The organism is Polyangiaceae bacterium (genome assembly GCA_020633205.1).
In the GTDB taxonomy this organism is placed as follows: Bacteria; Myxococcota_A; Polyangia; order Polyangiales; family Polyangiaceae; genus JAHBVY01.
Genome location: JACKEB010000016.1, coordinates 251,261 through 276,154 on the forward strand (window position 1 = coordinate 251,261; position 24,894 = coordinate 276,154).

Here is a 24,894-nt window from a genome sequence, read left to right on the forward strand (position 1 = left end):
GCTCTGGGGCGGCACAGCGTGGCACACGCGCGGGCAAGCGCCTGTGGTCAGTGCAGCAGTTTTTCCACGCGCATTCCGCGACTCCGTTCGCGGGCGTGTGCAACGAAGAAAGCCGTCGCGAACGCCTAGGCAGCCGAATCGCCTGTCTGCCCCAATATTTCCTCACGGCAACTCAAAGCGCCGGCGAGCGCCAGAAGCCGACGCGTCCGGGGCTGAAGTCCGGAAAGTTTGGATCAGGGCTGGTAAAGGACCGACCGTAGCCAACCATCAACAGCGAGCCGTCGTTCTCCTTCAGCACCTCGACGTCGAGCACGTGCATGTCCATCCAAGTGTTGGGGATGGGGGTGAGCATAGGCTCCCCTTCGCTCTGGAATGCGTAGCCGTCGCTGGATGTGCTCACACCGACGGAGATCGCTGCGTTGTCGTCCAGCGTGCCGTCGAAGGCGGAGTACCACATCACGTAGCGACCATCGACGAACTGCACGTTGCAGTCGAGCAGGGACTCGTCCCACGTGCCCGCCTCTCCCGTGAAGATCGGATTGCCAGGGTGCGGCGTCCAGGTCTCGCCGTCCGTCGAGGTCAAGACCCCGATGCGCATACGGCCACCGTTCTGCGCAAAGCTCGCCCCGGCGTAGTAGAGCCGCCACACTCCGTCTGACCCCACGACCACACTGGGCGAGGTGATGAAGTCTTCATCCCACGCCCCGGGTGACGGACGATAAATGGGCGCCGAAGGACGCGACCAGGTGGTTCCGTCGGGATCCAGCGACCGAGCCTGACCGATTGCGGGATCCGTGAAGTAGTCCTGGGCGTAGCCCAGATACCAGATGTCAAAGCGCTGAAGCGCGTCGTTCCAGAGCACCGACGGCGTCTCTCGCGCAACGTCCCACACGTTGGTCTCCGGCACCATCACCGGTGCCGCGTCGCGGTGCCAGCCGTCGCTCTCGAGCACCGCACGCCCAACGACCGGAAAGCTGCTCGACTCGTCGCCTCCAGCGGCGTACCAGACAGCCAGTTTTCCGCTTGGTAATCTGGCAAGCGTCGGATCCGACTGATTCAGACAATCCCACTCGGGGCATGCGGGAAGCTCGATGGGTGGATTGTCAGGCAGCGCTTCGAATTGACGCACGTCCACGCTCGCCGCAGCGCCGGCGCTGCCGCCCACTGAGCCACCCGCGCTACCGCCCACGGATTTCCCCGCGCTGCCGCCAACGCCTCCAACAGAGCCCCCGGCGCTGCCCCCCTCACCCCCCGATCCTCCTTCCGAGGAGCAGGCGGTGAGCGCAATCAATGAACCCAGGAGCGCTGAGCGGATGAGCATCCGCGGATGCTAGCCCAAGTCGAGCGGCGCCGTCCCGTCGTCTCCGAATGAGCCTTGAGGCACCCCCATGCCTTGAGCGAGACGCAGGAACAGATTCGCGACCGGTTCCTTGTTTCCGTACTTGATGTGACGCCCCGTCGGCAAATCGCCACCGAGCCCGCCCGCCAAGACGATCGGCATGTTGAAGTGGGAGTGACTGTTGCCGTCTTCAATCTCCGAGGAGAAGAAGATGGCGCTGTTGTCGAGGATGCTCCTGCCGCCTTCGTCGATCGCGTCGAGGCGCTCGAGCAGATACGCGAGCTGAGTCACCTCCCAGATGTCGATGGCCGTAAGCTTGTCGAAGTTCTCTTGCAGGTCTTGGTGATGGGATATCTGGTGGTGCGCCCCGGAAACACCGATGAACTCGTAGGAGCGGCCGCTGCCGGCGTTGCCCAGCATGAATGACACCACGCGCGTGACGTCGCACTGAAACGCCATCACCGTGAGGTCGAGCATCAGCTTCACGTGCTCGGGGAACGTGTAGTTGTCTCCCGGACGCTCGATGGGGTCACAGGCGAGCTCGGTTGCGTCCTGAACCCGTTGCTCGAGGCTGCGGACACCGGTCAGGTACTCGTCAAGCTTGCGCTGATCCGTCTTGCCGAGCTTGTTTTTCAAGCTGTTGGCATCCTGGTTCACGTAGTCGAGGACACTGCTGCGGAACTTGCGACGACGCGCGATCGCTTCCGCGGTGGCGTTGGGATCGAAGCCGTCGAACAACGAATCGAACACCACTTTCGGATTGGTCGTCTTGGGCAGCGGTTGCGTCTCGCTGGCCCACGAGATGTTGCGGGCGTAGGCGCAACTGTACCCGGAATCGCAGTCGCCGATGCCGCCGCCACCATCGATACCGAGCTGGAGCGATGGGATGCGCGTTTGCTCAGCGAGCGCGTTTGCGAACACCTGATCGATGGAGATGCCGTTGCGAATACTCTCACCCGAGGTCTTTGCGATGTGCCGGCAAGTCAAAAAGCCCGCTGTTCCCGCGGCGTGGTCCCCTGCCCCTTCTGGCTTGAGCGGCGCGTTCCCCAGGCCGCTCAACACCAGCAGCTTCTGTTTCACCGCGGAAAGCGGCTCGAGGATGGGAGTCAGCTGGTAGTCCGCGCCGGTCGTGCTGGGCGTCCACCTCTGCATGTGGATCCCGCACGGCACATAGAACGCCATGAAGCGCTTCGCGGTGCCTGGTTCGCCCGCGTGGGCGCTTCGGCCAAACAAGCTCGGGAGAAACGGCAGCGCGACGGTTGCCGCAGCTCCGCCGAGGAAGTGACGTCTCGAAAGTCTCACAGCTGCTCCTCTCCGCGACGCATGCGGAACGCGTCGCTGGTCACGATGCCCACGATCAAGCTCTCCAGGCTGGCCTGCTCGCCGCCCGCGGCCTCGACGATGTTGACGAGGCGGGTTCGGTCGCTCTTCTTCGGGCCACGGCCCAGACCATATGTGAAGAGCTTTTCTGCAACGCAGCTCACGTAGCGCGGGTCCGCGGCGACGGCGGCGATCAAGTCGCTCGCCCCCGCCAGTTCAGTTCCGTCCGGCAACTGCCCGGTGGGATCGATGGGGCTGCCGTTCTCCATGCTGCGATAGGCCCCGATCCCGTTGTAGTTCTCGAAGGCGAGCCCAATCGGATCCATCGCGTCATGACACGTGGCGCAGTCGGGATTCGCGCGATGAGCCTCCAGCACCTCACGCAGCGTCTTGCCGGCGATGTCCTCGGAGGTGATGTCGGTCTCCACGTCCGCGGGCGGCGGCGGCGGTGCCGAGCACAGGAGCTGTTCCAGCACCCACTTGCCACGCTTCACCGGAGAGGTGCGCGTGGGATAGCTCGTCACCGTGAGCAGCCCAGCCTGGCGCAAGAGGCCGCCCCGCTGAGCCGCGCCACCAGCCTCGAAGTCGACACGCTGAAAGCCCGCCCCGCTGGTCTGGACTCCGTAGTGCTTCGCGAGGCGCTTGTCCAGGTAGCTGTAGTTTGCGGTCAAGAGCTCGGCGATCGGTCGATTTTCCTTCAGGAAATCTTCAAAGAAGAGCTGCATCTCTTGCCGCAGAGACTCCCTGAGAGCGTCGTCGTAGTCCCCAAAGTAGTTCGTGTCGGGTTCGTGCGCATCCAACGCACGAATGAAGAGCCACTGACCCGCGAAGTTCTCGACCAGCGCGCTGGAGCGCGGGTCGCCAAGCATGCGGCGAACCTGTTGCTCCAGGGTGCCAGGGTCGCTCAGCAAGCCGTCGTCTGCCGCGTTCAAGAGTTCGTCGTCCGGCGTGGAACTCCAGAGGAAGTAGCTCAGGCGGCTGGCCAGCTCGTACTGGCCGAGGGCATGGGGCTCCAGCGATGCGGGCTCCGGATCGAGCTCGACGCGAAAGATGAACTGGCTCGACAGCAGCAAGCCCTTGAGCGCCAGCGTCAGGCCGGTGTTTGGGTCTTGGCCTTCATCGATCGCGACCTGGTAGAGCCCCATCAGCTGCTCGACGTCTTCGCTGGTCAGCGGACGGCGCCACGCACGCTTGCCGAAGTCGGACAGCACCTGGCGGGCGCAGCTCTCGCCCTCCGCCTGGATGTCGCAGCTGACGATGGCATCGCGCTGAGCGTTGCTTGGTGCGCTGAGGCCAAACGGACCCTCGATCTGAAGCCAGTCGACGTAGAGGTTGCGATCGTCGCCAGACGCCTGATCGAAGTAGTCGTTCTCGAAGCGTACGCTGACAACCTTGCTGCCGCCGCTGAGCTCCGCCTCCCCCGAGATGACCTGGGGCGCATCGCTCGTGGCGTTGACATCAAAGGCGCCCAAATCCACGCTACCGACGCTCAAGTTGGCCTTCGCCGGGTCTGCCCCGGCCGCCTGTTGCCAGACCCGCGCGGAAACAATGTAGCGCCCATCACTTGGCAAGCTGAAGGTCGCGCCCAGCTCGCCCTCCGCCCACAAATTCCAGGCGTTCGCGGTCGCCGCGCCGACACTGCCAGTGAGCGTTTCCGCCTCAATCTGACTCAGCTCTGCGTCAGGCGCCGGCAGCGCCAGGGCCTCTGCCAACAGCAAGTCAGCCGCGCGTTCGTAGAGTTCGAGCTGGCTCGGGGAGACACTGAGCACGTCAGCGATGTTGTCGAACCCGTAGCCGTGGTCGTCCGCCGGAAAGTCGTCAGCGGGACGGAGCGAGGTGCCAAAGAGATCGCGGACGGTGTTGTTGTATTCCACACGATTCAAGCGATGGATCGTCACGCGACCCACATCCGAGTCTTGTGGTTGCTGTCCGCCTCCTCCCGGAAACCCAGTCTTTGACTTACCCCCCTCCGGGTCTGCCACCACACCAGTGCACGCAACCCCCGCGCCGAATAGCGTGGTGAGCATCAGCGTCCAGGTCGAACGTCTCATGTTACCTCCGATGCCGCGTGGGATGGGGAGAGCCACGCCGACCTCTAGAGCTTAGCGAGCGAATGCGGGTCGGGCGATCCCTAGATCAGATTTCTTCCGCGACCACTTCGTCTCACGTTGCCGTTTCCCCGGAGATTCAAGCATCACCAACAAAGCACACCAGGAGCGGCGCTAGCGACCAATACCGATCACCGAAGGCGTGTTTTTTCTACATGGGATCGGTGACTCCAATTCACCAACCAACCGACCAGTACAGTGGACACGGCATCGCGTGTCCGTTGGCACGCGCGCACGCTCCGTGACGAGCGCATGCTCGCCGCAGTGGGCGCGTTTTCCTGCGCAACTTGCACAACCTTGCACAAGCCGGGGGATCGGCTGGATCCCCCGTGATACGCTCGCGTCATGCAGCACGTCGTCAGCCAGCCGACCCCACCGTTCAAGAGCCACTCGGGCGCACTCGAGGTGCATCAGATCCCTGCCTGGCAGGACAACCTGATCTGGCTGATTACGTACGGAAACAAGCAGGCTGCGGTCGTCGACGGACCCGACGCGGACGCGGTGCTCGAGTACTGCAAGGTCCACGGGCTGACGTTGACCACCATCCTCAACACCCACACCCACGGGGATCACGTGGGGATCAACCGCGCCCTGGCGGAGCGAGGCATGCTCGATGGCGTTCAGGTGATCGGCCCAGCGCGCGCGGCGAACGACGTGCCAGGGCTAACTCGCGGTGTGGACGATGGCGACAGCGTGAGCCTGGGAGAAGTGACCGGGCAGGTCTGGCTCACCGAAGGCCACATCGACGGGCATGTGAGCTACATCTTCGAAGATCTGCTTTTCTGCGGGGATACGTTGTTCGCCGCGGGATGCGGCTACCTCTTCGATGGCCCCGCCTCCAAGATGTACGCTTCGCTCTCACGCCTGCGAGATCTCCCCCCGGAGACCCGCGTTTGCTGCGCCCACGAGTACACTCAGGACAACCTGCGCTTCGCGTGGAGCGTGGAGCCCGGCAACCCATCCCTCGCGGAGCGCATTCGCACCACCTGGCAAGAACGAAGCGCCGGGCGCTCCGTCGTGCCCAGCACCATCGCCCTCGAGCGCGCGACGAACCCGTTCATGCGCTACGACCAAACGGAAGTCACTACTGCGGTCCAGGCCGCGTGGCCCGATCGCAAGCTCGAGCAGCCGACGGACGTCTTCGCCGCTACACGGGCCTTGAAGGACCGCAAGGACTACCGCAGCCTGAGCGACGAGGATCTGCCCATCTAGCGCGCTTCCTGGAGGCGGCCCGAACAGAACGTGGGCTGTTTTTGGACGCTTGGCGTTGCGACGTCGCGGGCTTGACCCCATGGCCGGGCTAGAGGAAGACTGAAATGGTGAAAACGCGAGACGCCGGTTCCGTCGTTGCCGGGAGCCCTGCTCGGGATCCCGATCAGAGCCGCCTGCGCGAGCAACTCGACGCCTACATGAACGAGCGTGGCCTGCGCTCGACCGAGCAACGCCGACTGATCGTCGACACGTTCTTCAAGCTGGGGGAGCACGCGACCGTAGACGAGCTGCTCAGCGAAGTGCGCAAAGCCGATAGCCGCATCGGTTACGCCACGGTTTACCGCACCCTGAAGATGCTCTCGGAGAGCGGCGTGGTCGAAGAGCGGCGCTTTGATGACGGCATCACCCGTTACGAACTGGCTGACGACGACGCCCACCATGATCACCTGATCTGCACCGACTGCGGGTTCATCCAAGAGTTCGAAGAACCGCTGATCGAGGAGCTACAGGAGCGCGTCGCCGAACGCTTTGGCTTCAGCCTGGGCCATCACAAGCTCGAGCTGTACGGCAGCTGCAATACCCCGGACTGCCCGCACCGGAACGAGAAGCACAGCCAGTCGAGACTTCCGGTCAAGAGCTGACGTTACGCATCGATTGCTTGACGCAGCTGGCTCGCGAAATCGAACACGCGCTTGCGCCGCTCTTCACTGCTGCCGGGCTCGGCAATGAGCTTCACGATCGCGGTGCCCACCACCACTCCTGCCACGCCTTGTTCGGCAACCTCGCGCGCCTTGGCGGGCGAGTCGATACCGAATCCGACCACGACGGGCATCCCTGCCCGTGCGCTCAGCGCATTTGCCGCCTGCCCTGCGGCACGCAGCGGGTTCTCGCTAGCGACCTGCGCTTTGGCATCCACCGCGCCGGTCACGCCAGTGACCGAGACGTAGTAGATAAAGCCGCGGGCATCGGCCAACACGGCTTGTTCCCGCACGGATCCACTCGTGGGGGTGAGGAGCGGCACGACCCCCAAATCACGCTCGCGCAGGCCCTGGCGCAGTAGTGGCGCCTCTTCCGGGGGCAAGTCGACGACCAACACCGCGTCTACGCCGGCATCAACCAAAGCCCCCGGTAGCGCCTGCTCACCAAAGGCGACGATCGGGTTGTAGTAGGTGAAGAGCACGATCGGCGCGTCGAAATCCGCCCGCAGGCGCCGGGCGACATCGAGCGCTGCCTTCAGAGAGCCGCCGTTCTGAATCGCGCGATAACTCGCCGCAGCGATCACCGGACCATCCGCCGTCGGGTCGCTGAACGGTACTCCGAGCTCCAGCACGTCTACCCCAGCCTCCAGCAGCGCCTTCGCACACTGGTAGCTGTCCTCGACGCTAGGGTCGCCCGTCGTCAAGAAGCCGACCAGCGCCGTGCGTTGTGTTTCCGCGAGGTTCTTAAACCGAGCCTCGATGCGCGCCAGGGTCACGCCGCACCTCCGGAACCCGCCGGGTGACGCCCGAGGCCGTGAGCCGTGTAGGTCGCGAGGTCCTTATCGCCTCGTCCCGAGAGCGTGACCAGCAAGTCGACGGGGCGGCCCCGCTGTTCGAACTCGATTCGCGCAATGTCACCCAGGCGAGCAAAGGCATGCGCGGTCTCGAGAGCGATGATCAGCCCCTCGGTGAGCGCCAACTCCGCGGCCGCCGCGAGCGCTTCTTCGTCGCTGGCCGCCAAGTAGTGGGCCCGACCCGTGGCCTGCAGCGACGCGTGCTCTGGGCCAACACCAGGGTAGTCGAGCCCCGCGCTGATGCTATGCGCCTCGAGGATTTGCCCATTGTCGTCAGACAGTACCTTGGTGCGCGAACCGTGCAGTACACCGACGCGTCCAGCGGTCAGCGTAGCCGCATGTTTTCCGCTAGGAATCCCCTCACCGGAAGCTTCGACGCCGTACAGCGCGACGTCTGCATCCCCCTGGAAGCCGCGGAACGTGCCGATCGCGTTGGAACCACCACCCACACACGCGATCACGGCGTCCGGCAACCTCCCGCCACGTTCGAGTACTTGAGCGCGCGCCTCGTCACCGATCACGCGCTGCAGCTCTGCTACCAACACTGGATAGGGATGCGGGCCCGCTGCGGAACCCACGCAGTAGTGGGTCGTACGCACGTTGGTCACCCAATCCCGCAGTGCCTCATTCATCGCGTCCTTGAGGGTCCGGGAGCCAGACTGAACCGCGATCACCTTGGTCCCCAGCATGTGCATGCGGGCAACGTTCGGCGCCTGGCGCTCGACGTCCACCGCGCCCATGTAGACCTCACAAGGCAACCCCAACATGGCGCAGGCAGTAGCCGTCGCGACGCCGTGCTGACCCGCACCGGTTTCGGCGATGATGCGCGTCTTGTTGAGCTTCTTCGCGAGCAGAACCTGCCCGAGGGCATTGTTGATCTTGTGGGCGCCCGTGTGACACAGGTCCTCGCGCTTGAGCCACAAGCGACGGACCATCTTTCCGTCGGGATCCAGCGCACGAGCCAAGCGCTCAGCCGATGTGAGCGGCGTCGGCCTTCCCACGTAGTGCTCCAGCAGGCCGCGCCACTCCGCCTGGAACTCGCTCGAGAGGACAATCTCTTGGTAAGCCTGCTCGAGCTCGCTCAGCGCCGGGACCAGCGTCTCCGCCACAAAGCGGCCGCCAAACTCGCCGAAGTAGCCCGGGCGCTCGCCCGCGACAGTGGAAGGTGCGTCAGCCATTTTGCGGGGAAGCTTGCCGCAAAGGGCCGCGGTGTCCACCGGCAAATGGGCGCGGGCGAGAGCGAGGGCGGTGGATCTGCCTAGCGGGCGCTCGGAGTGTGCAAGGGCGACGGCTTCAAGCTGCAGCTCTGGACCAGGGAGCCGCCGCTGGAGGGTGCGTCGTCCGGGACGGTGGCGTTACGGATCAACTCGAGAGTCGGCTTCTTGCCCAAGCGAAAGCGTTGCAAGATGGCGTCGCTGCCGCCGGGTTCTACAACGACCTCGAAGCGCTCCTCGCCGTGAACCACGAAGCGCCGATGCACCACCAGCGATTGACGATCCGGGCCGAGGCTCACCAGGGTTCGTTCGCCGCCGCTCGGTCCGCTCCACACTTCAATTTGGGTGGTGGCGGGCTGCGTGGTGGGGTTGCAAGCGCTGACGTTCAGGCGCTGCACCAGGCGCATTCCCTCACCGTCGAACGGTCGCACCTCACCGCCTTCGATGCTCGCGCCACCACATCCCACGAGAATAAACGCCAACAGAGCAGAGGGTTGCCGCTTCATTCTGATTTCTCCACGGCAATACTCGCCGCGCGGGCCGCGGCGACGAACGCCTCACACTTCTTCAGGTCCTTGATCCCAGGTGTGCCGCTCTCGATGCCGCTCGCCACGTCCACCCCCCAGGGGTGCACTTGTGCGATGGCGCGGGGAAGCTTTTCGGCGTCCAGGCCGCCGGCGAGCAGCAAGTCGCGACTCGTAGCCAGCGCCTCGACCAAGCTCCAGTCGAAGGAGTGCCCCGTACCGCCGAGGCTGTTACCCACCTTGGCGTCTACCAAGAGCGGTGCCCCGGGGAAACCCGAGGCGCGCTCGGCGTCTTCGGGTCCAGCGATCTGCGCGGCTAGGAAGATCTTGGCGGAAGCACTGCCGCTTGAGTTGCGCAGCGCTTGCCAAGTGGCCGTCGGGTCCGCCGCGTGTAGCTGAATACGGTCGAAGCTTGGGTCGTCTAGCAGGGACTCGACCCTCCCCCCGAAACCCTCCGTTGAGAACTCGGGCGGCAGCTGTTCGGCAGACACCACGGCGACGCACTCGACGTGCTTGCCCTGCGCGCGGTTTTCCGTGCGGATGGCAGAGATCAGCGATCGCGCTAGCTCGAGGGACACGTAGCGCTTCGAGCTGGGGATGAGGTTGATACCCAGCGCATCGGGGCCGCAAGCGACCAGAGCTGGAACTTGAGCGACGTCGGTGATGCCGCAGAGCTTGACGTACACGGGACTACTCGATCTTGAGCAGTTCTTTCACCGTGGCGATCACCTGCGGAGCCTGGATTGGCTTCGTGATGTAGGCGTTCGCTCCGAGCTGGAGCGCGCGCTGGCGATCTTCTTGAGAGCCCTCGGTGGTGATGATCACGATCGGAGTGTCTTTGTGTACCGGATCGCTGCGCACCCGCTTCACCAGCTTCAAGCCATCCATGATGGGCATGTTGATGTCGGTGACGATGATGTCGTAGCGCGCCGAAGCGAGCTTGCGCAGCCCGTCGACGCCGTCGTCCGCCTCCGTCACGCGCAGGTTCTTGACCCGCGCGAGGGCGAAAACCAAGAGCTGCCGCATCATCGGCGAGTCTTCAACAATCAAGCAGGAGTATTCAGCCATGGAAAGCTTCAAACACTGAGGTCGACGAAGGCCTCGAGGCCGGGTCGCTTGGGCCCTTGTTGGGCATGGAGGCTCGCACTAACCAACGCTGCTGCGGCGTGCTGACCGAGCAGCTTGAACAACTCGAAGTCGATATTAGCGAAGCTAGTCTTTTGCGAGAGGGTTGCGTAGATGATGATGGCTCCGACCGTATCATCATCGATTCGAAGTGGGATCACCGCTGGGGGTTCTTGGATGCTGCCTTGGCTGGGGTCGCCAACTTCATCCACATAAGCAGAGCCTGTGCGAATCACTCCGCTGATGGGCTCCCGGTCGACACCGATCGGAGCCAGCTCATCACCGGAGACGCCTTCTGAAGCAATTGGAACGAGCTCGGTCCCCTCGCTGTTCATCAGGAAGACGGCGTAGCGCTCCGCACCAACCAGTTGGGCGAGCACCTCCTTGATGCGCCGAGTAACGCGACGGGGAGAGAGCGACGAATGCAGCTGGTTGCTCGCGACGAACAGGTTCGCCAAGTTGCTGAACTCTTCCTCGAACTGCGCGAAGCGCTCCGACAATCCATTGCTGGTGCGCTCGGCTTCGCGGTAGCGCGAGAGCAGATCGGTCTTCTCCCGCTCGAGCTCTTCGATCTTGCGCAGCAGTTCGCGGATCGCATCGTCCGCTTCAACCTTCGCGCGCAGTGAGGCGTTCTCCGTCTCGAGCTTGTGAACGCGCTCGGCGAGCCCCTCGTAGTCGCGGATGAATTGTTCCGTCAGCCGCGCGCTGCGAGAGAAGTTCTGTAGAAACTCGTCACGCTGTTTGCGCAAGTCCGGGGGAGGCGAATCGCTCTGAGCGGACGTGCGCGCCGGGACGCTGTCTTCACCTTCGCCTGATTTCGTCCGATCGTCTTCGGTCATGATGAGTTGGAGGCATGGGCCCCAAGAGTCGAGCGACCAGGACAGTGGTTGCCTGCCCAGAGGATAACGGCCTGACGGTATCACCCAGCCTTCAGACCACCAAGCGTGCAAGGACCTGCATACGCAGTTTTTGCTGTTCGTTTGCAGGTGGTTGGCGTTGAAACGCGAACTCTCGACGAGGGCAGTCCAGGGTCTACAGCGGATGGCAAGGAACCCCAATCTCCCTGTCAGCTGACCCCGTGTGCCACGAACGACCGGGTTGATCCCGCGGCGTCGAGGTTTTGGGGGCTTATGCTCCGCCCGCAACTCCCGTACGATCATCAGCAATGGCTGTAGACTTCGAGCAAGCCTGCCAGGGCGACCCAGCGCTGGCGGAGGTGCATCGCTTGATCACCGCACGGGAATTGCAGCAGGCAAAGCTGGCGGCGGGTCAGCTCCCGGAGAGCCCGGGACGTGACGTTGCGGTACTGAGACTCGAACTGGAGATCGGAGACGATCCACCGGAGCGCGTGATGCAGCGGCTTGTCCAGCTGATGCGCAAGCATCCCCAGGCGCTAGGTGCGCGCGAGCTCTACACACGCTGCTCCGACGAAGCGTATGGGGCGCGGAGCTCGTCGCCTTCCCACTCCCACCCGTATCTTCCCCGGGTGGTGGTTGGGCCTCCCAAGGACAAAACCTGAACCCCGCATAGCGCTCGGCCCTAACGCGCGGCCGAACCTCAGCGCGCGGTCGGGCCTGCGTCGACGACCCAGAAGCGCAGGGTTGCGTTCCAGTGGTGGTGTAGCGAATCCTGCCCCCGCACTGCCCTCGTCGTGGTAGCGGCATAGCCGGTGAGCACCCCCGAGTCGTCCCCATCGACCCTGCGCCAAGCGCCATTTTTGGTCGGGCTGTTCCTGGTCACCGCCTCGACGCTGGCCCTGGAGGTGCTCGACACCCGTCTGCTTTCGGTGCTGACCTGGTATTCGCTGGCGTTCCTGGTGATCGCCATGGGCCTTTTCGGCCTGACGGCCGGCGCCTTGCGGGTTTATTTCCGCGCGGAAGACTACTCCGAAGCACGGCTTGCCTCGTCACTCGCGCGGGACACGCGTTGGCTCGCCGTGGCCATCCCCGTCAGCTACGTGCTGCTCTTGGTGGTGCCCCTGCGCACCGATCCCGTGGCAACCACGGTGCTCTTGTTCCTGGTTTTCGCGGCGGCCATTGCTCTCCCCTTCTACCCCGCAGGGATCGTCGTCGCCGCGGCGGTCACCAAGACGCGTTTCCCTGTGGGAAGGGTCTACGCGGTCGACTTGATCGGCGCGGCGCTCGGCGCCCCCGCAGTGCCGTTGCTGCTGAGCGTGTGTGACGCGGGCAGCGCCCTGCTCTTCGTCGCGGCGCTGTGCGGGCTCGCTTCCGCCGCGTTCGCGTACGCTGGCGATGCCAAGCCCGCGGTGCGCCAAGGACTTGTCCTTGGTGTGGTGCTGTTGGTGATCGGGCTCGGCAACTCACGAACTCACTCGGGCCTTGCCCCGCTGTGGGTCAAGGGGCGCCCCGAGGTACGGGCGCTGGTCGAGCAAGAGCTGTGGAACAGCCACTCGCGGGTCGTGGTCGGTCCAGCAGGCAAAGTCCCAGCTTCCTTCTGGGGCAAAGGCACGCTGTGTCCTCAGCCCGTCGTCACTCAGCGCAGCATCGAGATCGACGGTCACGCGATGACTCCGCTGTATGACGCCGGTGGCAAGCTCGAGACCTTGAGCTGGCTCGACTGCGACGTGACGAACGTGATCCATCGCGTTCGCCCCCACGGCTCCATCGCGATCATCGGCGTTGGCGGCTCGCGAGATCTACAGGCTGCGCTGCTCAGCGGGCACAAGCCGGTGGTGGGGATCGAGCTGAATTCCCGGCTGCTCGAGATCCTGCAAGGACCTCTCGGAGAGCCAACGCTCGTCCCTCAGAATCCCAACGTCCAACTGGTGCACGGAGAGGCGCGCAGCGTGCTCGCTCGCACAAGCAAGCACTTCGACGTGATCCAGATGTCCCTGATCGACACCTGGGCGGCGACGGGCGCTGGCGCCCATGCCTTGGGCGAAAATGGCCTCTACACTGTGGAAGCCTGGGACCTGTTCCTGGACCACCTGGAGCCGAACGGGATCTTCACCGTTTCGCGCTGGGCCACCGTGGAGACCGCGCGGGTGATGGCGCTCGCGGTTGCCGCGCTCGAGCGGCGCGGCGTGACGCGGCCTGCAGACCACATCGCGTTGGTGAGCTCTGGCCTTGTTAGCACGCTGCTCGTCGGCAGAGATCCGCTGAGCAAGGCCGACAGCGAGGCGCTCGAACAAGTAGCAAAGCAAAAGGGCTTCGCGGTGGTGGTCTCCCCGACCCACCCGACGTCGGCGGTGCGACTCAAGGAGATCCTCTCGGTGAAGGACCGCGCGGAGCTCGACCGCGTGACGTTGCTACCAGAACTGGATTTCCGTCCGGCAACGGATGACCGCCCGTTCTTCTTCAACGTGATTCGCCCGCGAGCCTTGTGGCGTCCGCCCCCGGCGCTCACCCAGGGCACCATCGAGGGCAATCTGGTGGCGACGCGCACCTTGCTGCTGGCGTTGCTCGCGTCGCTCTTGCTGGTTAGCGGCGCCATCCTGATCCCGTTGTGGCGCATGCGAGGTCAGCTCAAGTCCGAAGCAGCGCCGCTGCCTGGCCGGCGGGGACGACTGGCTGCTGCGTTGGTCTATTTCTTCTGTATCGGCGTTGGCTTCATGCTCGCCGAGATCGCGCTCTTGCAGCGCCTCAGCGTGGTGCTGGGGCACCCGATCTACAGCCTGATCGTGGTGCTCGCGAGCTTGGTGGCCTCAGCAGGGGTGGGGTCGCTGTTGAGCGACCGGCTCCCCTTCGACCGACGCCCCTACTGCTTCGTCTATCCAGCGCTGATCGCGGGGCTGTTGATCGCGGTCGCCTTGCTCTGGTCGCGTTTTGCGCCGGGCGTGGCATCAGCCGTGCTAGGGGCGCGCATCGGGTTCGCCATCGGCATCACGGCCCCCCTTGGGCTTTCGATGGGCATGGCGTTTCCTTGCGGAATGCGCCTAGTCAGCCGCGAGTTCAGCCGGGAGACGCCCTGGCTCTGGGGCCTGAATGGCGTCGGCAGCGTGCTCGCATCGAGCCTCGCGATCATCATCGCGCTGATGTTTGGGCTCACGAACCTCACCTTGGTCGCTGCCCTGGTCTACCTATGCTTGCTACCTGCCATCGCGCTGCTCACGCGGCCGCTAGCCGACGCCGGAGAGCAGCCAGCCGTGAGTGGAGCCGCGAAAGTAGACGCCAGCGAGCAGGCCTAGCCAGCTCAGCCCCTGGGTCAAGCGGATGCGGTTCCAGTACTGACTCATCGCCGCGGCGTCGAACGCCCGGGGGATGGGGACGAAGACCGGCACCACCAGGAGCAGGCCAACGTAGCGATCCAGGACGAGCAACGCATACGTCATGGCTACCAGCATGAACACCCGCGCAAGCAGCCGTGTGCGCTCGGCACCGAACGCAACGGCGGTCGTGCGCACGTTCGCTCTCACGTCCTCGTCTCGATCGCGCAGCACTTGAATGGTCTCGAAGCACGCGCTGAACAAGCCAAGCTGGATGACCAACAGCCAGCCCAATTTGTTCCCGAGCGGAAACGCAACCAGCGGCATCGCCACCCCCCACAGCACCATGCTGAGGATGTCCACCACTGGTCGCGCCTTCAGCCGCGCTGAGTACGCCCAACAGATCCCCGCGCCGAGCCCGAGGGGCACCAAGAGCCCGATATCGTACCACGCGGCAACGCCCGCCAAGATCAGCGCGATACCAATCTGCGCCCCCAGCGCCGCGCCGAGATGCTCGCTCAGGTACTTCGCTGGACCGCGACCCTCCGCCAAGTCTTGCTCGACGTCGCAGTAGTCGTTCGTCAGGTAGGCGAGCACGTTCAGCCCCGCGCCAAACGCCGTGCGGATCACCAAGTCGAGCGGCCTGGTACCGAGCGCGATCATGATGGCGACGGCCGCCACGAGATTCGCCATCTCGAGGCGACGCAGCCGATACACGACGACGTCGAGGACGATGCGAAAGGCGGCGAGCATGGCGTGCGAGGGGCGGTGTCGTCGGTTCGCGACGAGCGCGATGGCTCATGCATCGCAGATTTCCCGGTGAATTTCGCCGAAAAAGAGCGGCGCCGTCAGCTGAAGGGCCGCGAGCGCTCGGCCGGAGACAGCGCAGCGGTCAGCTGGAGACAGCGCAGCGGTCAGCTGGAAACCGCACAGCGGTCAGCGACGAAGAGCGCGTTGGACCGCGTGATACGCCCCGCAGGGGCGTCCAAGTTGCCCTCGAGCAGGCGGGCAAGGACCTCGCGCTTGCTCTCCCCACACACCAGCCAGAGCACGCGACGAGCACGATTGAGCGTTGGGAACGTCAAGCTGACTCGCGGGTGACCCTTGTACTCACCGACCCGCGCGACATCCGCGTCGCTGATCTCGAGCGCCGGATCACCAGGCACGAGAGACGCGGTGTGACCATCCTCCCCTAGCCCGAGATGAACCAAGTCGAGCACCGCTGGCTCTCCAAGCGTGCGGCGCAGCGCGCCCGCGTATTCGGAGACGGGGTCAGCGGACTCGACAGGGATCAGATGGCACTGAGCCGGTGGAATGGCGACTCGGTCGAGTAGCGCTGCCTGCAGGCCCTTCGCGTTGCGCGCGTCGTCGGCGAGCGGCGCGATGCGCTCGTCGACCTGAAAGAGCTCGACGTCGCCCCACGCAAGCTGCGCGCTAGCGAGCGCCTCGAACATCGGCCGCGGCGTGCTGCCACCGCTCAGCGCCAGGCTGAAGCGCCCACGTTCCTGGCGCGACCGGTCCAGCTCCTCAGCGATGACCTGCGCGGCTGCGCTCGCAGCGAGCGCAGCGTCTGGGAGCACCAAGAGCTCCGCACCGCCCGGGAGCGCTCGCCGCTCCATCTCCTAGTCCTGCTTCTCCGCGTGACCGCCGAACGCGTGGCGCATCGCCGACAACACCCGGTTGCCGAAGTCAGCCTGACCTCGAGAAGAGAAGCGTTGGTAGAGCGCGGCGCTTAGCACCGGAACCGGGACACCCTCGTCAATCGCGGCCTGAATCGTCCAACGGCCCTCACCGGAGTCGGAGACCCGTCCGGCGAAGTGAGCGAGCTTCGGATCGCGGTGGAGCTCCGAAGCAGTTAGATCGAGCAGCCAAGATCCGATGACGCTCCCGCGGCGCCACAGCTCGCTTATTTCCGCAAGGTTAAGCTCGTACTCGTAGTTTTGGGGATCACGCATCGGCGTGGTCTCCGCATCGCTCGCGTGCTCGAGCTTGCCCACCGCCGCGTGTTCCAACACGTTCAGCCCCTCGGAGTAAGCAGCCATGATGCCGTACTCGATCCCGTTGTGGACCATCTTCACGAAGTGCCCAGCGCCAGGACCGCCACAGTGCAGGAAGCCACGCTCGGCGTCCGTCACTTCGCCATCTCGCCCGCTGGTGCGCGGTGCCGCATCCGATCCGGGTGCCAACGCTTCGAAGAAGGGCCTGAGCGAGTCGACCACGTGGCCCTCACCACCGATCATCTGGCAGTACCCTCGCTCGAGCCCCCAGACGCCGCCGCTGGTCCCCACGTCGACGTAGTGGATCCCCCGCTTGCTGAGGCGCTTGGCGCGGAAGATGTCATCCACGTAGTACGAGTTGCCGCCGTCGATCACCGCATCACCTTCAGCGAGCAGCGGCACCAGCTCAGCCAGCGTGGCTTCGACCACCGACGCCGGCACCATCAACCAGATCGCCCGTGGTTGCTCGAGCTGCGCCACCAGCTGGCTCAAGGATTCACTGGGCGTGGCCCCCACCGCGGCCAGGCGCTCCACCGTTTCTTCGTCATGATCGTAGACAACCGCGTTGCAGCCCCCACGGAGCAGACGGCGGACCATGCTGCCTCCCATGCGCCCGAGGCCGATCATGCCGAGCGTCGGCGCGCCGCGCCCGGGCTTTCGGCTCGGTGGGCCGCTCTCAGGCGCCGTGGCAGGTGCGCCTTCCCAGAGCTTGAAGCCACCTAGGAACGCGTTCTTGTTGTCCCCGATGCGCACCCACTCTGGCAGCTCCGGTGCGTCCTTGGCGTTGCCGCCACCGAGCACGATGTAGTCAGGCAACATCGCCGCGTGGAGCGCCTCGACGATGGTCCGTACGCGCTCTCCCCATTTGTCGGTGCCGTGCTTCTTCAGGGCGGCCGCGCCGACGTAGTCCTCGTAGCTCTTGCCTTTGCGGAAAGACAAATGCGCGAGCTCCATCGCGATCACTTGGCCGTCAATCACCATCGCCGAACCGAGACCCGTGCCGAGCCCCAAGAACAGCATGCGACCGCCGTCGTAGCTCCCGAGGGCCTGCATCGCCGCGTCATTGATCAGCTTGACCGGGCAGCCGAACGCGGTCTCGAAATCGTACCCGACCCAACCCTCACCCAGGTTCACCGGTTCCGCGGTGATACACCCATCGCGCACGACTCCAGGGTAGCCAATGCTCACCCGCTCGTACTCCCAGCCCTGGGTGATCTGACGGATCTGCTGAACGAACTCCTCCGGAGTCAGCTCGTCATTCGAGGAGAACTTCCGCGGCTTGATCTCACCGGGGATCAACGCCTTCACATGAGAGCCGCCGATGTCGATGCTGAGTGTGGTCATGTTCGTTCCTCTGGCGACTCCCAACCGCCGATGTCCGCGACCAGTTGTTCCGCCTCTGCGGGGCCCCAGGTCCCTGGAGCGTAGGGGCGCACTTTGGGGGGAGCAGCCAAGACGCTGTCTACCACCTTCCAGGCCGCTTCTACCGCATCTTGACGCGCAAAAAGCGTCGGGTCGCCCTCGAGCGCGTCGTTCAGCAGGCGTTCGTAAGCGCTCATGCCGGCGCCGGGCGGACGGTCAACCAAGGAGAGTGCAGTCGCTTCCGACTCCATCGCGTCCCCGGGGCGCTTGATCCGCGCACCTAAAGAGATGTTCAGCTCTGGACTGAGGCGCAGGCGCAAAAAGTTACCTTTCCCCGGGGCAAGTTTGGAAAGCGGAGGACGCTTGAAGTCGACCACCACCTCGGTCGCGGTGGTCGCCAGGCACTTGCCAGCGCGGATCAGGAACGGCACGCCGTCCCAGCGCCAAGAATCAATCGCGAGGCGCAGGGCGGCGTAGGTCTCGACCTTGGAGTCCGACGCGACCCCCTTTTCCTCACGGTAACCATCGAACTGCCCGAGCACTACATCATCGGAGCTGAGCGGTCGGACCTGACGGAACACCTTCACCAGCTCGTCCCGCAAGGCCTCGTTGTACGTGGTGGCCGGGGGCTCCATCGCCAAGAAGCCGACGACTTGCATCAGGTGGTTCTGGACGACGTCACGGATGGCGCCGGCTTCTTCGTAGAAGCTGCCTCGGCCTTGCACACCAAAGCGCTCAGCCATCGTGATCTGGACGCTCTCGATGTAGTGACGATTCCAGAGCGGCTCGAGGAAGGTGTTCGCGAAGCGCAGCACCACCAGGTTCTGCACCGCCTCCTTGCCGAGGTAGTGATCGATACGAAATATCGCAGACTCCGGAAACGCGCTCGCGATGGTCTCGTTCAACTTCCTCGCGGATGCTTCGTCGCGACCAAAAGGCTTCTCGATGATCACCCTCGCGCCCTTCGCGCAACCCGCTTCCGCGAGGCGCGAGATGACCCCAGGGAACAGGCTCGGCGGGATCGCGAGGTAGTGAACTGGCAACTCGGAGCCGTCGAGGGCCTCGCGCAGTTTGCTGAACGTCTTGGGATCGTGATAGTCGCCCTCGACATAGCGCAACAGGCCGAGCAGCTTCGTGAGCGCGGCTTCGTCCTTGAGCGTGCCATGCTCCGCGACGCTGCTCTTCGCTCGCTCACGAAGTGCTTCCACGCTGCGTCCCGACCGGGCAACGCCGACAATGGGAACGTCGAGCCCCCGACGACTCACCAACGCGTGCAGCGCCGGAAAGATCTTCTTGTAAGCCAGATCTCCGGTCGCCCCGAAAAACACCAGCGCGTCTGCGTGATCGACCACTCAGGCTTCTCCTTTCAATGAACCCCAAACGAGCTCGCTCTCGGTCTCACTTTGGCGTCCCCTGATCTAATCCCCGGCACGCCAGAAACGCACCCCTCCAATCGTCGGCAGCTCGGCTTTCCCCGTTGCCTTCGCTGGATCACCGCTCCACGCTGTCGCCCAGGAACGCGCGAATGACAAGATGCTACGACGTGCTGGTGATTGGCGCTGGGCCAGCGGGCGCAGCTGCAGCCACTCATGCAGCCAGAGCGGGCCTGAGCGTGGCGTTGGTTGACCGCAGCCACTTCCCGCGCAGCAAAACCTGCGGAGACGCGCTTTCCAACCTGGCGCTGCAGGAGCTCTCGGATTTGGGGGTGAGGGAGCCCTTGGAGTCTCAGGGGACGGCGGTCTCCGGCGCCGTGGCGGTCTTTCCCAACGGGTATGCGGTGAGTCGTGACTACGGGGCGCTTCCGGGTCGCATCTTGCCTCGCCTGTTGCTCGACGCCGCAATCGTCGAGCGCGCGGTGAACGCGGGCGTCGAGCTGCTCGAAGGGCAGCACGTCGAGCAAGTCGAGCAGAGTTCCGCTGAGCTACGGTTGAAGACCCGCGCCAGCGCTCCCGGCCAGAGCGGTCTCACGCTGCGAGGGCGCGCGTTGATCGCCGCGGACGGCCCAGGCAGCGTCGCGCGCCGCGCGCTCGGGTTGGGCCACCCGGCGGAACGCCACCTCGGCGTGGCCGCCACCGCCTACTTCAGCGGCGTGCGTCTGGCGGATGCCCATGTCAGCGAACACTATTTCAGCAAGTCATTACCGCACGGATATTTTTGGGCGTTCCCGGCCACCGCGGGACAGAGCAACGTCGGAGTGTATCAGCGCGCGGACAACTTCAAGCAGAGCGGGCGCAAGCTGAAGTCCCTCTTGCAAGAGTTCATCGACCAGCACCCGGAACGCTTCGAAGATGCAGAGCGCCAGGGCAGCGTTCACAGCTGGCAGCTGCCACTATCCCACTGGAAATTACCTCCTGCGGGGCCTGGGATCTTGTGTTGTGGAGACGCGGCGGGCAGCGTCGATTCTCTCACCGGCGAGGGGATCTACCAGGCTTTGTTCTCGGGCCGCCTCGCTGCAGAGAGCTGCGCACGGGCGCTCGAGGAAGCCGGCCAGGTGACGACCGGCCACGCGCATCGCTACCAACGCGCGCTCGCGCAGCGCATCAGCTTCCCCCAGGCGGGCCGCAGCTTGATTCAACAGGGGCTCGCCCACGTCGTGGAGCATGAGCTCGAGCGCTTTGGCTGGATGCAGCGCCTGCTCGAGCTTGGGTATGGCGGCGGAAAGCTCGAAGTCACGAAGCGAGTGAACTAGCCGATGGCGCGCACGGCACGCGCTGGCGCGCCGCTGGACATGCCAGGCGTCTGGGCTACTGGAGGCGGACTACGTCTGAGCGCGGGGCTACACCGGCCGAGGTCGAGGCCTCCGTAGGAGCCCTCGACGCTTTGTTGACCGATCTCCCGGCTCCCCCGCTGCTCGTCGTGTCCAGGTTCTACCGCACGCGGTTCAAGGCACGCGACCCATGGCACAGATGGAGCGCGCGCACAGCGGAAGCGCTGTTCGCTCCGCTACTCGAGCTGATCCGGGAGAATCGACCTTCGTTCCGCACGGAAGTTGAGGCGGTGCGGGCGCTTCGCGTCTCATTCCGCGCCGAAGCCGCGCTTCACCGCATGGGACGGCACTTTCCCAACGCCTACTGGAATAGCCTTCAGAACCGGCTCAATACACGTTGAAGATCTCGAACTTCGCGGGAGGCGCCTTCACGCGGATGAAGCCAACGCGATCTCCCGCTACCTCCTCACGCTCCACCTGGCACTCCGGACGACAGCCGAGGCTCTCCATGTAGTGGAAGCGCAGGGTCACGTCACCCTCGGCGTCGGGCATTGCATTTTCCACCTGGATAAAATTGAGCCGCTGGGCGCTGACTCGACCCGTGCCGCGCAAGAAGTAGCTGGGCTCGGCGCGCACCCGGTAGATGCGGTAACCTTGCACGATTTCTACAGGTTCAATCAGCTTGGCTTGGCCTTCGATCGGGGAGCGGAAACCGGACTCAATTACGAAGCCAACGGCGTAGCGCTCGAAGAAAGCGGCTAGCTCCTCAGGCTTGAGCTTTCCGTCGTCGAGCTGGCGATACGGGTGAGCGTCCACGTGGGGCACGTTTCGCTCACGGATCCCGCCTAGCACCGGGATCTCCGTGCTCGCAGCGATGTACTCACCCAGCACCCACTCGTTGATCGCGACGCGCCCCCGACCCTTGTGATGCTTGATCAACCAGTCGCGCACCGCCTGCTGCTGAGGCGCAGCCGGTGCGTGTCCGAGCCACACTGGCTTCGGTTCGTTCAACGAGACCAGAGGCGAGCCGCGTACATCGCGATCCGAACGGATCACCTGCTCTGGCAGCAGGTGCACGACGTAGTACGCCATCGTGCGGTAGACGCGAGGAACGATCAGCACCAGGCCGAGCCCGAGCAGCAGCTTCAGCTTTGGGGTCCAGCGCGCGCGTTCGCCGGCGCTGAGTAGCTCGCTGAAGACGAGCACCGCAGGGATGGCCGCCATGAAGATCACGGGACCGATCTGACGGTAGGGCTGAGTCTGCCTCGCCAGCCACAAGTAACCGGCGAAATACGTAAAGGCGAAGCCAGCCAACATGAAGCTCAACCACGGCAGCCAGCGACGATCAGCAGCCTTCCGGTTCCTCCACAGCCACACACCTGAAGCAACGAAACACAGCGTACGCAGCAATGTGCGCACCGGACCGCCGGTGTTTCTGCCGTCCTTCATCAGGTCGAAGGAGTCGTAGAGCAAGTACGAGGCAGTCGTGTTGAAGAAGGTGTCGACATCACCCACGTAGTGCCTGAAGCGCAACGTCGGGAAGATCCAGATCAACGCGGTCGACCCCGCCAAGGCGACCGCCAAGAGCAGCAATCCGTGCCCCTTCGGACCGAGCGTTTTCGCCGAACGAAGGTAGAGCGCGGCACAGGGCACCGCGACGGCGAACACCGCAAAGGGATGCAAGATGGCCAGGGTCGCTGCCACCAGCGCGAACCACATGAAATACTTCAGCCGTCGTTCCTCGAGGAACCGAAAGAGACAGCCGACCAGCACGACGCTGAGGGCGCACGCACCACTCCAGCTGATCATGCCGATGAACCACGACCAGTGCATGAACGAGTCGAAGAACCAGCACCAAGACCAAATCCAAGCCACGCCCAAGGCTTGACTTCGGGAGAGGCGGAATAGCCGCGCACCGACGTAGCCCAGCACCGGGATCGACAGATGGACCACCCAGAGGAGCAGGTTGAAGGCGATCGCCGGATGCACGCCGAGCTTGTTCAAGGCGATCACCCAGAGCTCAGTGCCCTTGCTGGTCAAGTCCTCGACGACACCCGCGGGCTGCCCCGCGAGCTGAAGTGGATCGTAGCCCCAGAGCTGGGAGGCTTCCTTGAACGCGTCGCGAGCGCGCACGACCTGGTACACATGAAGCGCGTAGTCCATGGTCATGACAGGCTGCTTCGCCAAGATCACCTGAGGCGGAGCGAAGTACATCACTCCCGCCAGGTGAAACAGCACCAAGCTCACGAGCGCTCGCCAGTACCACGGTCCAACACTGCGTTGCTCCGCTACCTCGTCGCGATCGGCGCCGCCGGTGGCCGCGCTGGTTTCTAGCGGAGCGCCCTCCCCCCCATCCGATCCAGGGAGCTCAGGGACGTCGTCTTCAGCTGCGCTCATCGAGCACCCCCAGGACCATGCCGGACTTCGCTCGGCACATTTGCCGCAGGGATATACTGCGACTTTCCAATCCTCGGGAGCCGGTAAGGCACATAACCCTTTGGGGTCGCCAGATAGACCGCATACCGAGGATCATCGAGGCTTCCATCGAAGCGGAAGCGCACACGCCTCGGTCCCGTTTCCCCGACCTCGAGTACCGTAGCCTCGAGGGGACCAACCCGCACCTGACTCTGAGCGGCGAGCGGTCGATCCGGACGTCGGTAGACGAGCGCGCTCGGGTTGGTCAGGAGATCGCCCTTGGCGCTCATGAGTTCGATGGTGCGCTCATCCACTCGCTTGACCGCCTGAGGTTGATAAGACGCCGACAGCACCCACCATCCGCGCGGAACAGGCTGACCGTGGAGTTTGGCCACCATGGGCGGATAGTGAAAGCTAAAGGTGTCCGTCGCGCCAAGGATCAGCACGTCTCGCGCGCCGAATTTCGCGTCCAGCGCCGCGTTGCGTAGGCTCCGGTTCAGATCCGCGCCGAGGCGAGTCTCCAGAGCGCTACCCAGTGGGGAGAGGATGGCGTGGGTAAACACCAGCCCCGCCGCAACCAGGGCACTCGGGAAGCGCCAGAATCCCCCATCGGCCTGCCGCACCCCCTGGAAAGCGCAAAGTGACGCCGAGGCGATCAGCGCGGATAGCCCAACACCGGTGATGATCATCAGGCGGGTGGAATAGCCCGAAGCAGAGAGCGGCAAGAGCGCCGCCAGGCTCCCCAACACCAACCAACCCAGATCACGCCCGTTGCCGGCGTGAGCGGAGACTGCGGCGACGTCACCAGCAGGCGTGGGAACTGCGGAGCGACGCGCCACGCGCCAGAACCAAACCAGCACAGGTAGCGCGAAGACAGAGAACAGCACCACCCACGGATTGCCAGGAGGAGCGAACAAGCCAAGCACTCCGTCAACCAACATCGATGGCAGCTGCTGCAGCACGCGCACCACGTACAGCCCAGGGTCGTGAAGGGGATCGATGTACAGCAAGCTACCCGACACACCATAGCCCAGCAGGCGCGCGGCGAGCTGATGCAGCGCCACGATGCCCAAAGGCACCGCTAGTGCCCCGAGCCGCCGAAACAGCGCACGCTTCCTCGCGGCAACAGACCACAGCTCATAACACACAACGAGCGCGACGACGCACAGCCCATACTCCGCTGACGCCAGGCTGAGCACCAGCAGCGTGGGGTAAACGAACGCGCCAGCTCTCGAGCCCCCCTCACGCCAAGCGAGCAGCGCCCACAAGCTACCCGCGCCGAAGGCGCAAGAGAGAATCGCACACTGGTTCGCGATCCAGATCAACGGCATGCTGTGCGCGAGGCTGAGCGCGTAAATCCAGGTGGCAAACATCGCCGCGCGTGGCGACAACAAGCGACGGTAGAACCCCGCCACCACGAGCATCATCACGGACCAGAGCACGACCGAGACCCAGTGAGGGCCCAAGGGGTGCGCGCCAAAGACCCGATACTGCAGCGCGAGTAGCAGGCTCGGCAGCGGCCGCATGGGCGCCGCCAGCAACTCGGGATCCGTCCACCACGGGAGGCTGCCTCGCGCCATCAGCTCCGGCGCCGCGCCTTGAGCTACGAACGCGTAGAGCTTGTAGCCCGGAGCTCCGGTCCAGAGCGGCTCTCCTCCCAGCGTGCGGCTCATTTCCAGCTGGACGTAGTCGTCCAGGATGAAACCCGTGGACAACACCCGCGCGCGGAGCAGCACTCCAGCCAGGATCGCACCGACCACTCCGAGCCACCAAAGGCCGGTCCGCTTGCGATCCGCTGTGCGCACGTTCCGCTGGTTACCTCAGCCCGAGCGTGGTTGACCAGAACGGTCGAAA

General features: G+C 64.5%; 20 protein-coding genes. 5 read left to right on the top strand and 15 right to left on the bottom strand.

What is annotated here, in order from left to right:
- Positions 1–172: 172 nt before the first annotated feature.
- From H6718_25720 to H6718_25730, 3 genes are read right to left on the bottom strand one after another with little or no spacing between them, the layout of a single operon-like run.
- Entirely contained in the window at positions 173–1,321 is a 1,149-nt protein-coding gene (locus H6718_25720) for a hypothetical protein (GenBank protein ID MCB9588836.1), read from the bottom strand.
- Between the two features lie 9 nt (positions 1,322–1,330).
- Positions 1,331–2,641, bottom strand: a complete 1,311-nt coding sequence (locus H6718_25725; protein ID MCB9588837.1) for a DUF1552 domain-containing protein — start codon at positions 2,639–2,641, stop codon at positions 1,331–1,333.
- The gene (locus H6718_25730) at positions 2,638–4,710 is read right to left on the bottom strand and encodes a DUF1592 domain-containing protein (GenBank protein ID MCB9588838.1); all 2,073 of its coding nucleotides are present in this window, start codon (positions 4,708–4,710) and stop codon (positions 2,638–2,640) included. The genes H6718_25725 and H6718_25730 overlap by 4 nt, the downstream gene beginning before the upstream one ends.
- A gap of 402 nt (positions 4,711–5,112) precedes the next feature.
- Here H6718_25730 and gloB point away from each other — a divergent pair, with 402 nt between their 5' ends.
- Both gloB and H6718_25740 read left to right on the top strand, forming a co-directional pair.
- Complete coding sequence (gloB, locus tag H6718_25735) at positions 5,113–5,979, top strand: hydroxyacylglutathione hydrolase (protein MCB9588839.1); 867 nt, start codon at positions 5,113–5,115, stop codon at positions 5,977–5,979.
- Positions 5,980–6,083: 104 nt separating this feature from the next.
- Positions 6,084–6,620: a transcriptional repressor gene (locus H6718_25740; GenBank protein ID MCB9588840.1), complete on the top strand. Its 537-nt coding sequence runs from the start codon at positions 6,084–6,086 to the stop codon at positions 6,618–6,620.
- A 2-nt stretch (positions 6,621–6,622) separates the two neighbouring features.
- Here the strand turns inward: H6718_25740 and H6718_25745 are convergent, their stop codons facing one another.
- The 6 genes from H6718_25745 to H6718_25770 all read right to left on the bottom strand — a co-directional run bounded on the left by H6718_25745 (position 6,623) and on the right by H6718_25770 (position 11,233).
- A complete protein-coding gene (locus H6718_25745) occupies positions 6,623–7,453 on the bottom strand; it encodes a tryptophan synthase subunit alpha (GenBank protein MCB9588841.1) in 831 nt (276 codons plus the stop codon).
- Complete coding sequence (trpB, locus tag H6718_25750) at positions 7,450–8,709, bottom strand: tryptophan synthase subunit beta (protein MCB9588842.1); 1,260 nt, start codon at positions 8,707–8,709, stop codon at positions 7,450–7,452. The genes H6718_25745 and trpB overlap by 4 nt, the downstream gene beginning before the upstream one ends.
- Positions 8,710–8,789: 80 nt before the next feature.
- A complete protein-coding gene (locus H6718_25755; GenBank protein MCB9588843.1) occupies positions 8,790–9,251 on the bottom strand; it encodes a hypothetical protein in 462 nt (153 codons plus the stop codon).
- Complete coding sequence (locus tag H6718_25760; GenBank protein MCB9588844.1) at positions 9,248–9,955, bottom strand: phosphoribosylanthranilate isomerase; 708 nt, start codon at positions 9,953–9,955, stop codon at positions 9,248–9,250. The genes H6718_25755 and H6718_25760 overlap by 4 nt, the downstream gene beginning before the upstream one ends.
- Positions 9,956–9,959: 4 nt before the next feature.
- The gene (locus tag H6718_25765) at positions 9,960–10,337 is read right to left on the bottom strand and encodes a response regulator (protein MCB9588845.1); all 378 of its coding nucleotides are present in this window, start codon (positions 10,335–10,337) and stop codon (positions 9,960–9,962) included.
- Between the two features lie 8 nt (positions 10,338–10,345).
- Complete coding sequence (locus H6718_25770) at positions 10,346–11,233, bottom strand: GAF domain-containing protein (GenBank protein ID MCB9588846.1); 888 nt, start codon at positions 11,231–11,233, stop codon at positions 10,346–10,348.
- Positions 11,234–11,559: 326 nt separating this feature from the next.
- Between H6718_25770 and H6718_25775 the strand changes: the two genes are divergently transcribed.
- Positions 11,560–11,913 carry a hypothetical protein gene (locus H6718_25775; GenBank protein ID MCB9588847.1) on the top strand — a complete coding sequence of 118 codons (354 nt, stop codon included), beginning with the start codon at positions 11,560–11,562 and terminating at the stop codon, positions 11,911–11,913.
- Positions 11,914–12,063: 150 nt separating this feature from the next.
- Complete coding sequence (locus H6718_25780; protein MCB9588848.1) at positions 12,064–14,541, top strand: hypothetical protein; 2,478 nt, start codon at positions 12,064–12,066, stop codon at positions 14,539–14,541.
- On the opposite strand, the gene H6718_25785 is transcribed toward H6718_25780, so the two are convergent.
- The 4 genes from H6718_25785 to zwf all read right to left on the bottom strand — a co-directional run bounded on the left by H6718_25785 (position 14,473) and on the right by zwf (position 19,270).
- Complete coding sequence (locus H6718_25785) at positions 14,473–15,312, bottom strand: UbiA family prenyltransferase (protein MCB9588849.1); 840 nt, start codon at positions 15,310–15,312, stop codon at positions 14,473–14,475. The genes H6718_25780 and H6718_25785 overlap by 69 nt on opposite strands.
- 161 nt (positions 15,313–15,473) lie before the next feature.
- On the bottom strand, positions 15,474–16,178 hold the full coding sequence (gene pgl, locus H6718_25790; protein MCB9588850.1) for a 6-phosphogluconolactonase: 705 nt from the start codon (positions 16,176–16,178) through the stop codon (positions 15,474–15,476).
- Between the two features lie 3 nt (positions 16,179–16,181).
- Complete coding sequence (gene gnd / locus H6718_25795; GenBank protein MCB9588851.1) at positions 16,182–17,900, bottom strand: decarboxylating 6-phosphogluconate dehydrogenase; 1,719 nt, start codon at positions 17,898–17,900, stop codon at positions 16,182–16,184.
- The gene (gene zwf / locus H6718_25800; GenBank protein ID MCB9588852.1) at positions 17,897–19,270 is read right to left on the bottom strand and encodes a glucose-6-phosphate dehydrogenase; all 1,374 of its coding nucleotides are present in this window, start codon (positions 19,268–19,270) and stop codon (positions 17,897–17,899) included. Before zwf ends, gnd begins: the two co-directional genes overlap by 4 nt.
- A gap of 173 nt (positions 19,271–19,443) precedes the next feature.
- Between zwf and H6718_25805 the strand changes: the two genes are divergently transcribed.
- The gene (locus H6718_25805) at positions 19,444–20,607 is read left to right on the top strand and encodes a geranylgeranyl reductase family protein (protein MCB9588853.1); all 1,164 of its coding nucleotides are present in this window, start codon (positions 19,444–19,446) and stop codon (positions 20,605–20,607) included.
- 405 nt (positions 20,608–21,012) lie between these two features.
- Here the strand turns inward: H6718_25805 and H6718_25810 are convergent, their stop codons facing one another.
- Both H6718_25810 and H6718_25815 read right to left on the bottom strand, forming a co-directional pair.
- Entirely contained in the window at positions 21,013–23,022 is a 2,010-nt protein-coding gene (locus H6718_25810; protein ID MCB9588854.1) for a hypothetical protein, read from the bottom strand.
- Positions 23,019–24,845 (bottom strand): hypothetical protein, encoded by a 1,827-nt coding sequence (locus H6718_25815; protein ID MCB9588855.1) that lies wholly within the window; start codon positions 24,843–24,845, stop codon positions 23,019–23,021. The genes H6718_25810 and H6718_25815 overlap by 4 nt, the downstream gene beginning before the upstream one ends.
- Positions 24,846–24,894 lie beyond the last annotated feature (49 nt).

What these genes read in the sequence shown, in the direction of transcription:
- H6718_25775 (MCB9588847.1), top strand. Translation starts at nt 11,560, where the DNA reads ATGGCTGTAGACTTCGAGCAAGCCTGCCAGGGCGACCCAGCGCTGGCG.
- H6718_25755 (MCB9588843.1), bottom strand. Translation starts at nt 9,251, where the DNA reads ATGAAGCGGCAACCCTCTGCTCTGTTGGCGTTTATTCTCGTGGGATGT.
- H6718_25805 (MCB9588853.1), top strand. Translation starts at nt 19,444, where the DNA reads ATGACAAGATGCTACGACGTGCTGGTGATTGGCGCTGGGCCAGCGGGC.
- H6718_25810 (MCB9588854.1), bottom strand. Translation starts at nt 23,022, where the DNA reads ATGAGCGCAGCTGAAGACGACGTCCCTGAGCTCCCTGGATCGGATGGG.
- H6718_25730 (MCB9588838.1), bottom strand. Translation starts at nt 4,710, where the DNA reads ATGAGACGTTCGACCTGGACGCTGATGCTCACCACGCTATTCGGCGCG.
- gnd (MCB9588851.1), bottom strand. Translation starts at nt 17,900, where the DNA reads ATGACCACACTCAGCATCGACATCGGCGGCTCTCATGTGAAGGCGTTG.
- H6718_25765 (MCB9588845.1), bottom strand. Translation starts at nt 10,337, where the DNA reads ATGGCTGAATACTCCTGCTTGATTGTTGAAGACTCGCCGATGATGCGG.
- H6718_25720 (MCB9588836.1), bottom strand. Translation starts at nt 1,321, where the DNA reads ATGCTCATCCGCTCAGCGCTCCTGGGTTCATTGATTGCGCTCACCGCC.
- H6718_25785 (MCB9588849.1), bottom strand. Translation starts at nt 15,312, where the DNA reads ATGCTCGCCGCCTTTCGCATCGTCCTCGACGTCGTCGTGTATCGGCTG.
- pgl (MCB9588850.1), bottom strand. Translation starts at nt 16,178, where the DNA reads ATGGAGCGGCGAGCGCTCCCGGGCGGTGCGGAGCTCTTGGTGCTCCCA.
- H6718_25740 (MCB9588840.1), top strand. Translation starts at nt 6,084, where the DNA reads ATGGTGAAAACGCGAGACGCCGGTTCCGTCGTTGCCGGGAGCCCTGCT.
- gloB (MCB9588839.1), top strand. Translation starts at nt 5,113, where the DNA reads ATGCAGCACGTCGTCAGCCAGCCGACCCCACCGTTCAAGAGCCACTCG.
- H6718_25770 (MCB9588846.1), bottom strand. Translation starts at nt 11,233, where the DNA reads ATGACCGAAGACGATCGGACGAAATCAGGCGAAGGTGAAGACAGCGTC.
- trpB (MCB9588842.1), bottom strand. Translation starts at nt 8,709, where the DNA reads ATGGCTGACGCACCTTCCACTGTCGCGGGCGAGCGCCCGGGCTACTTC.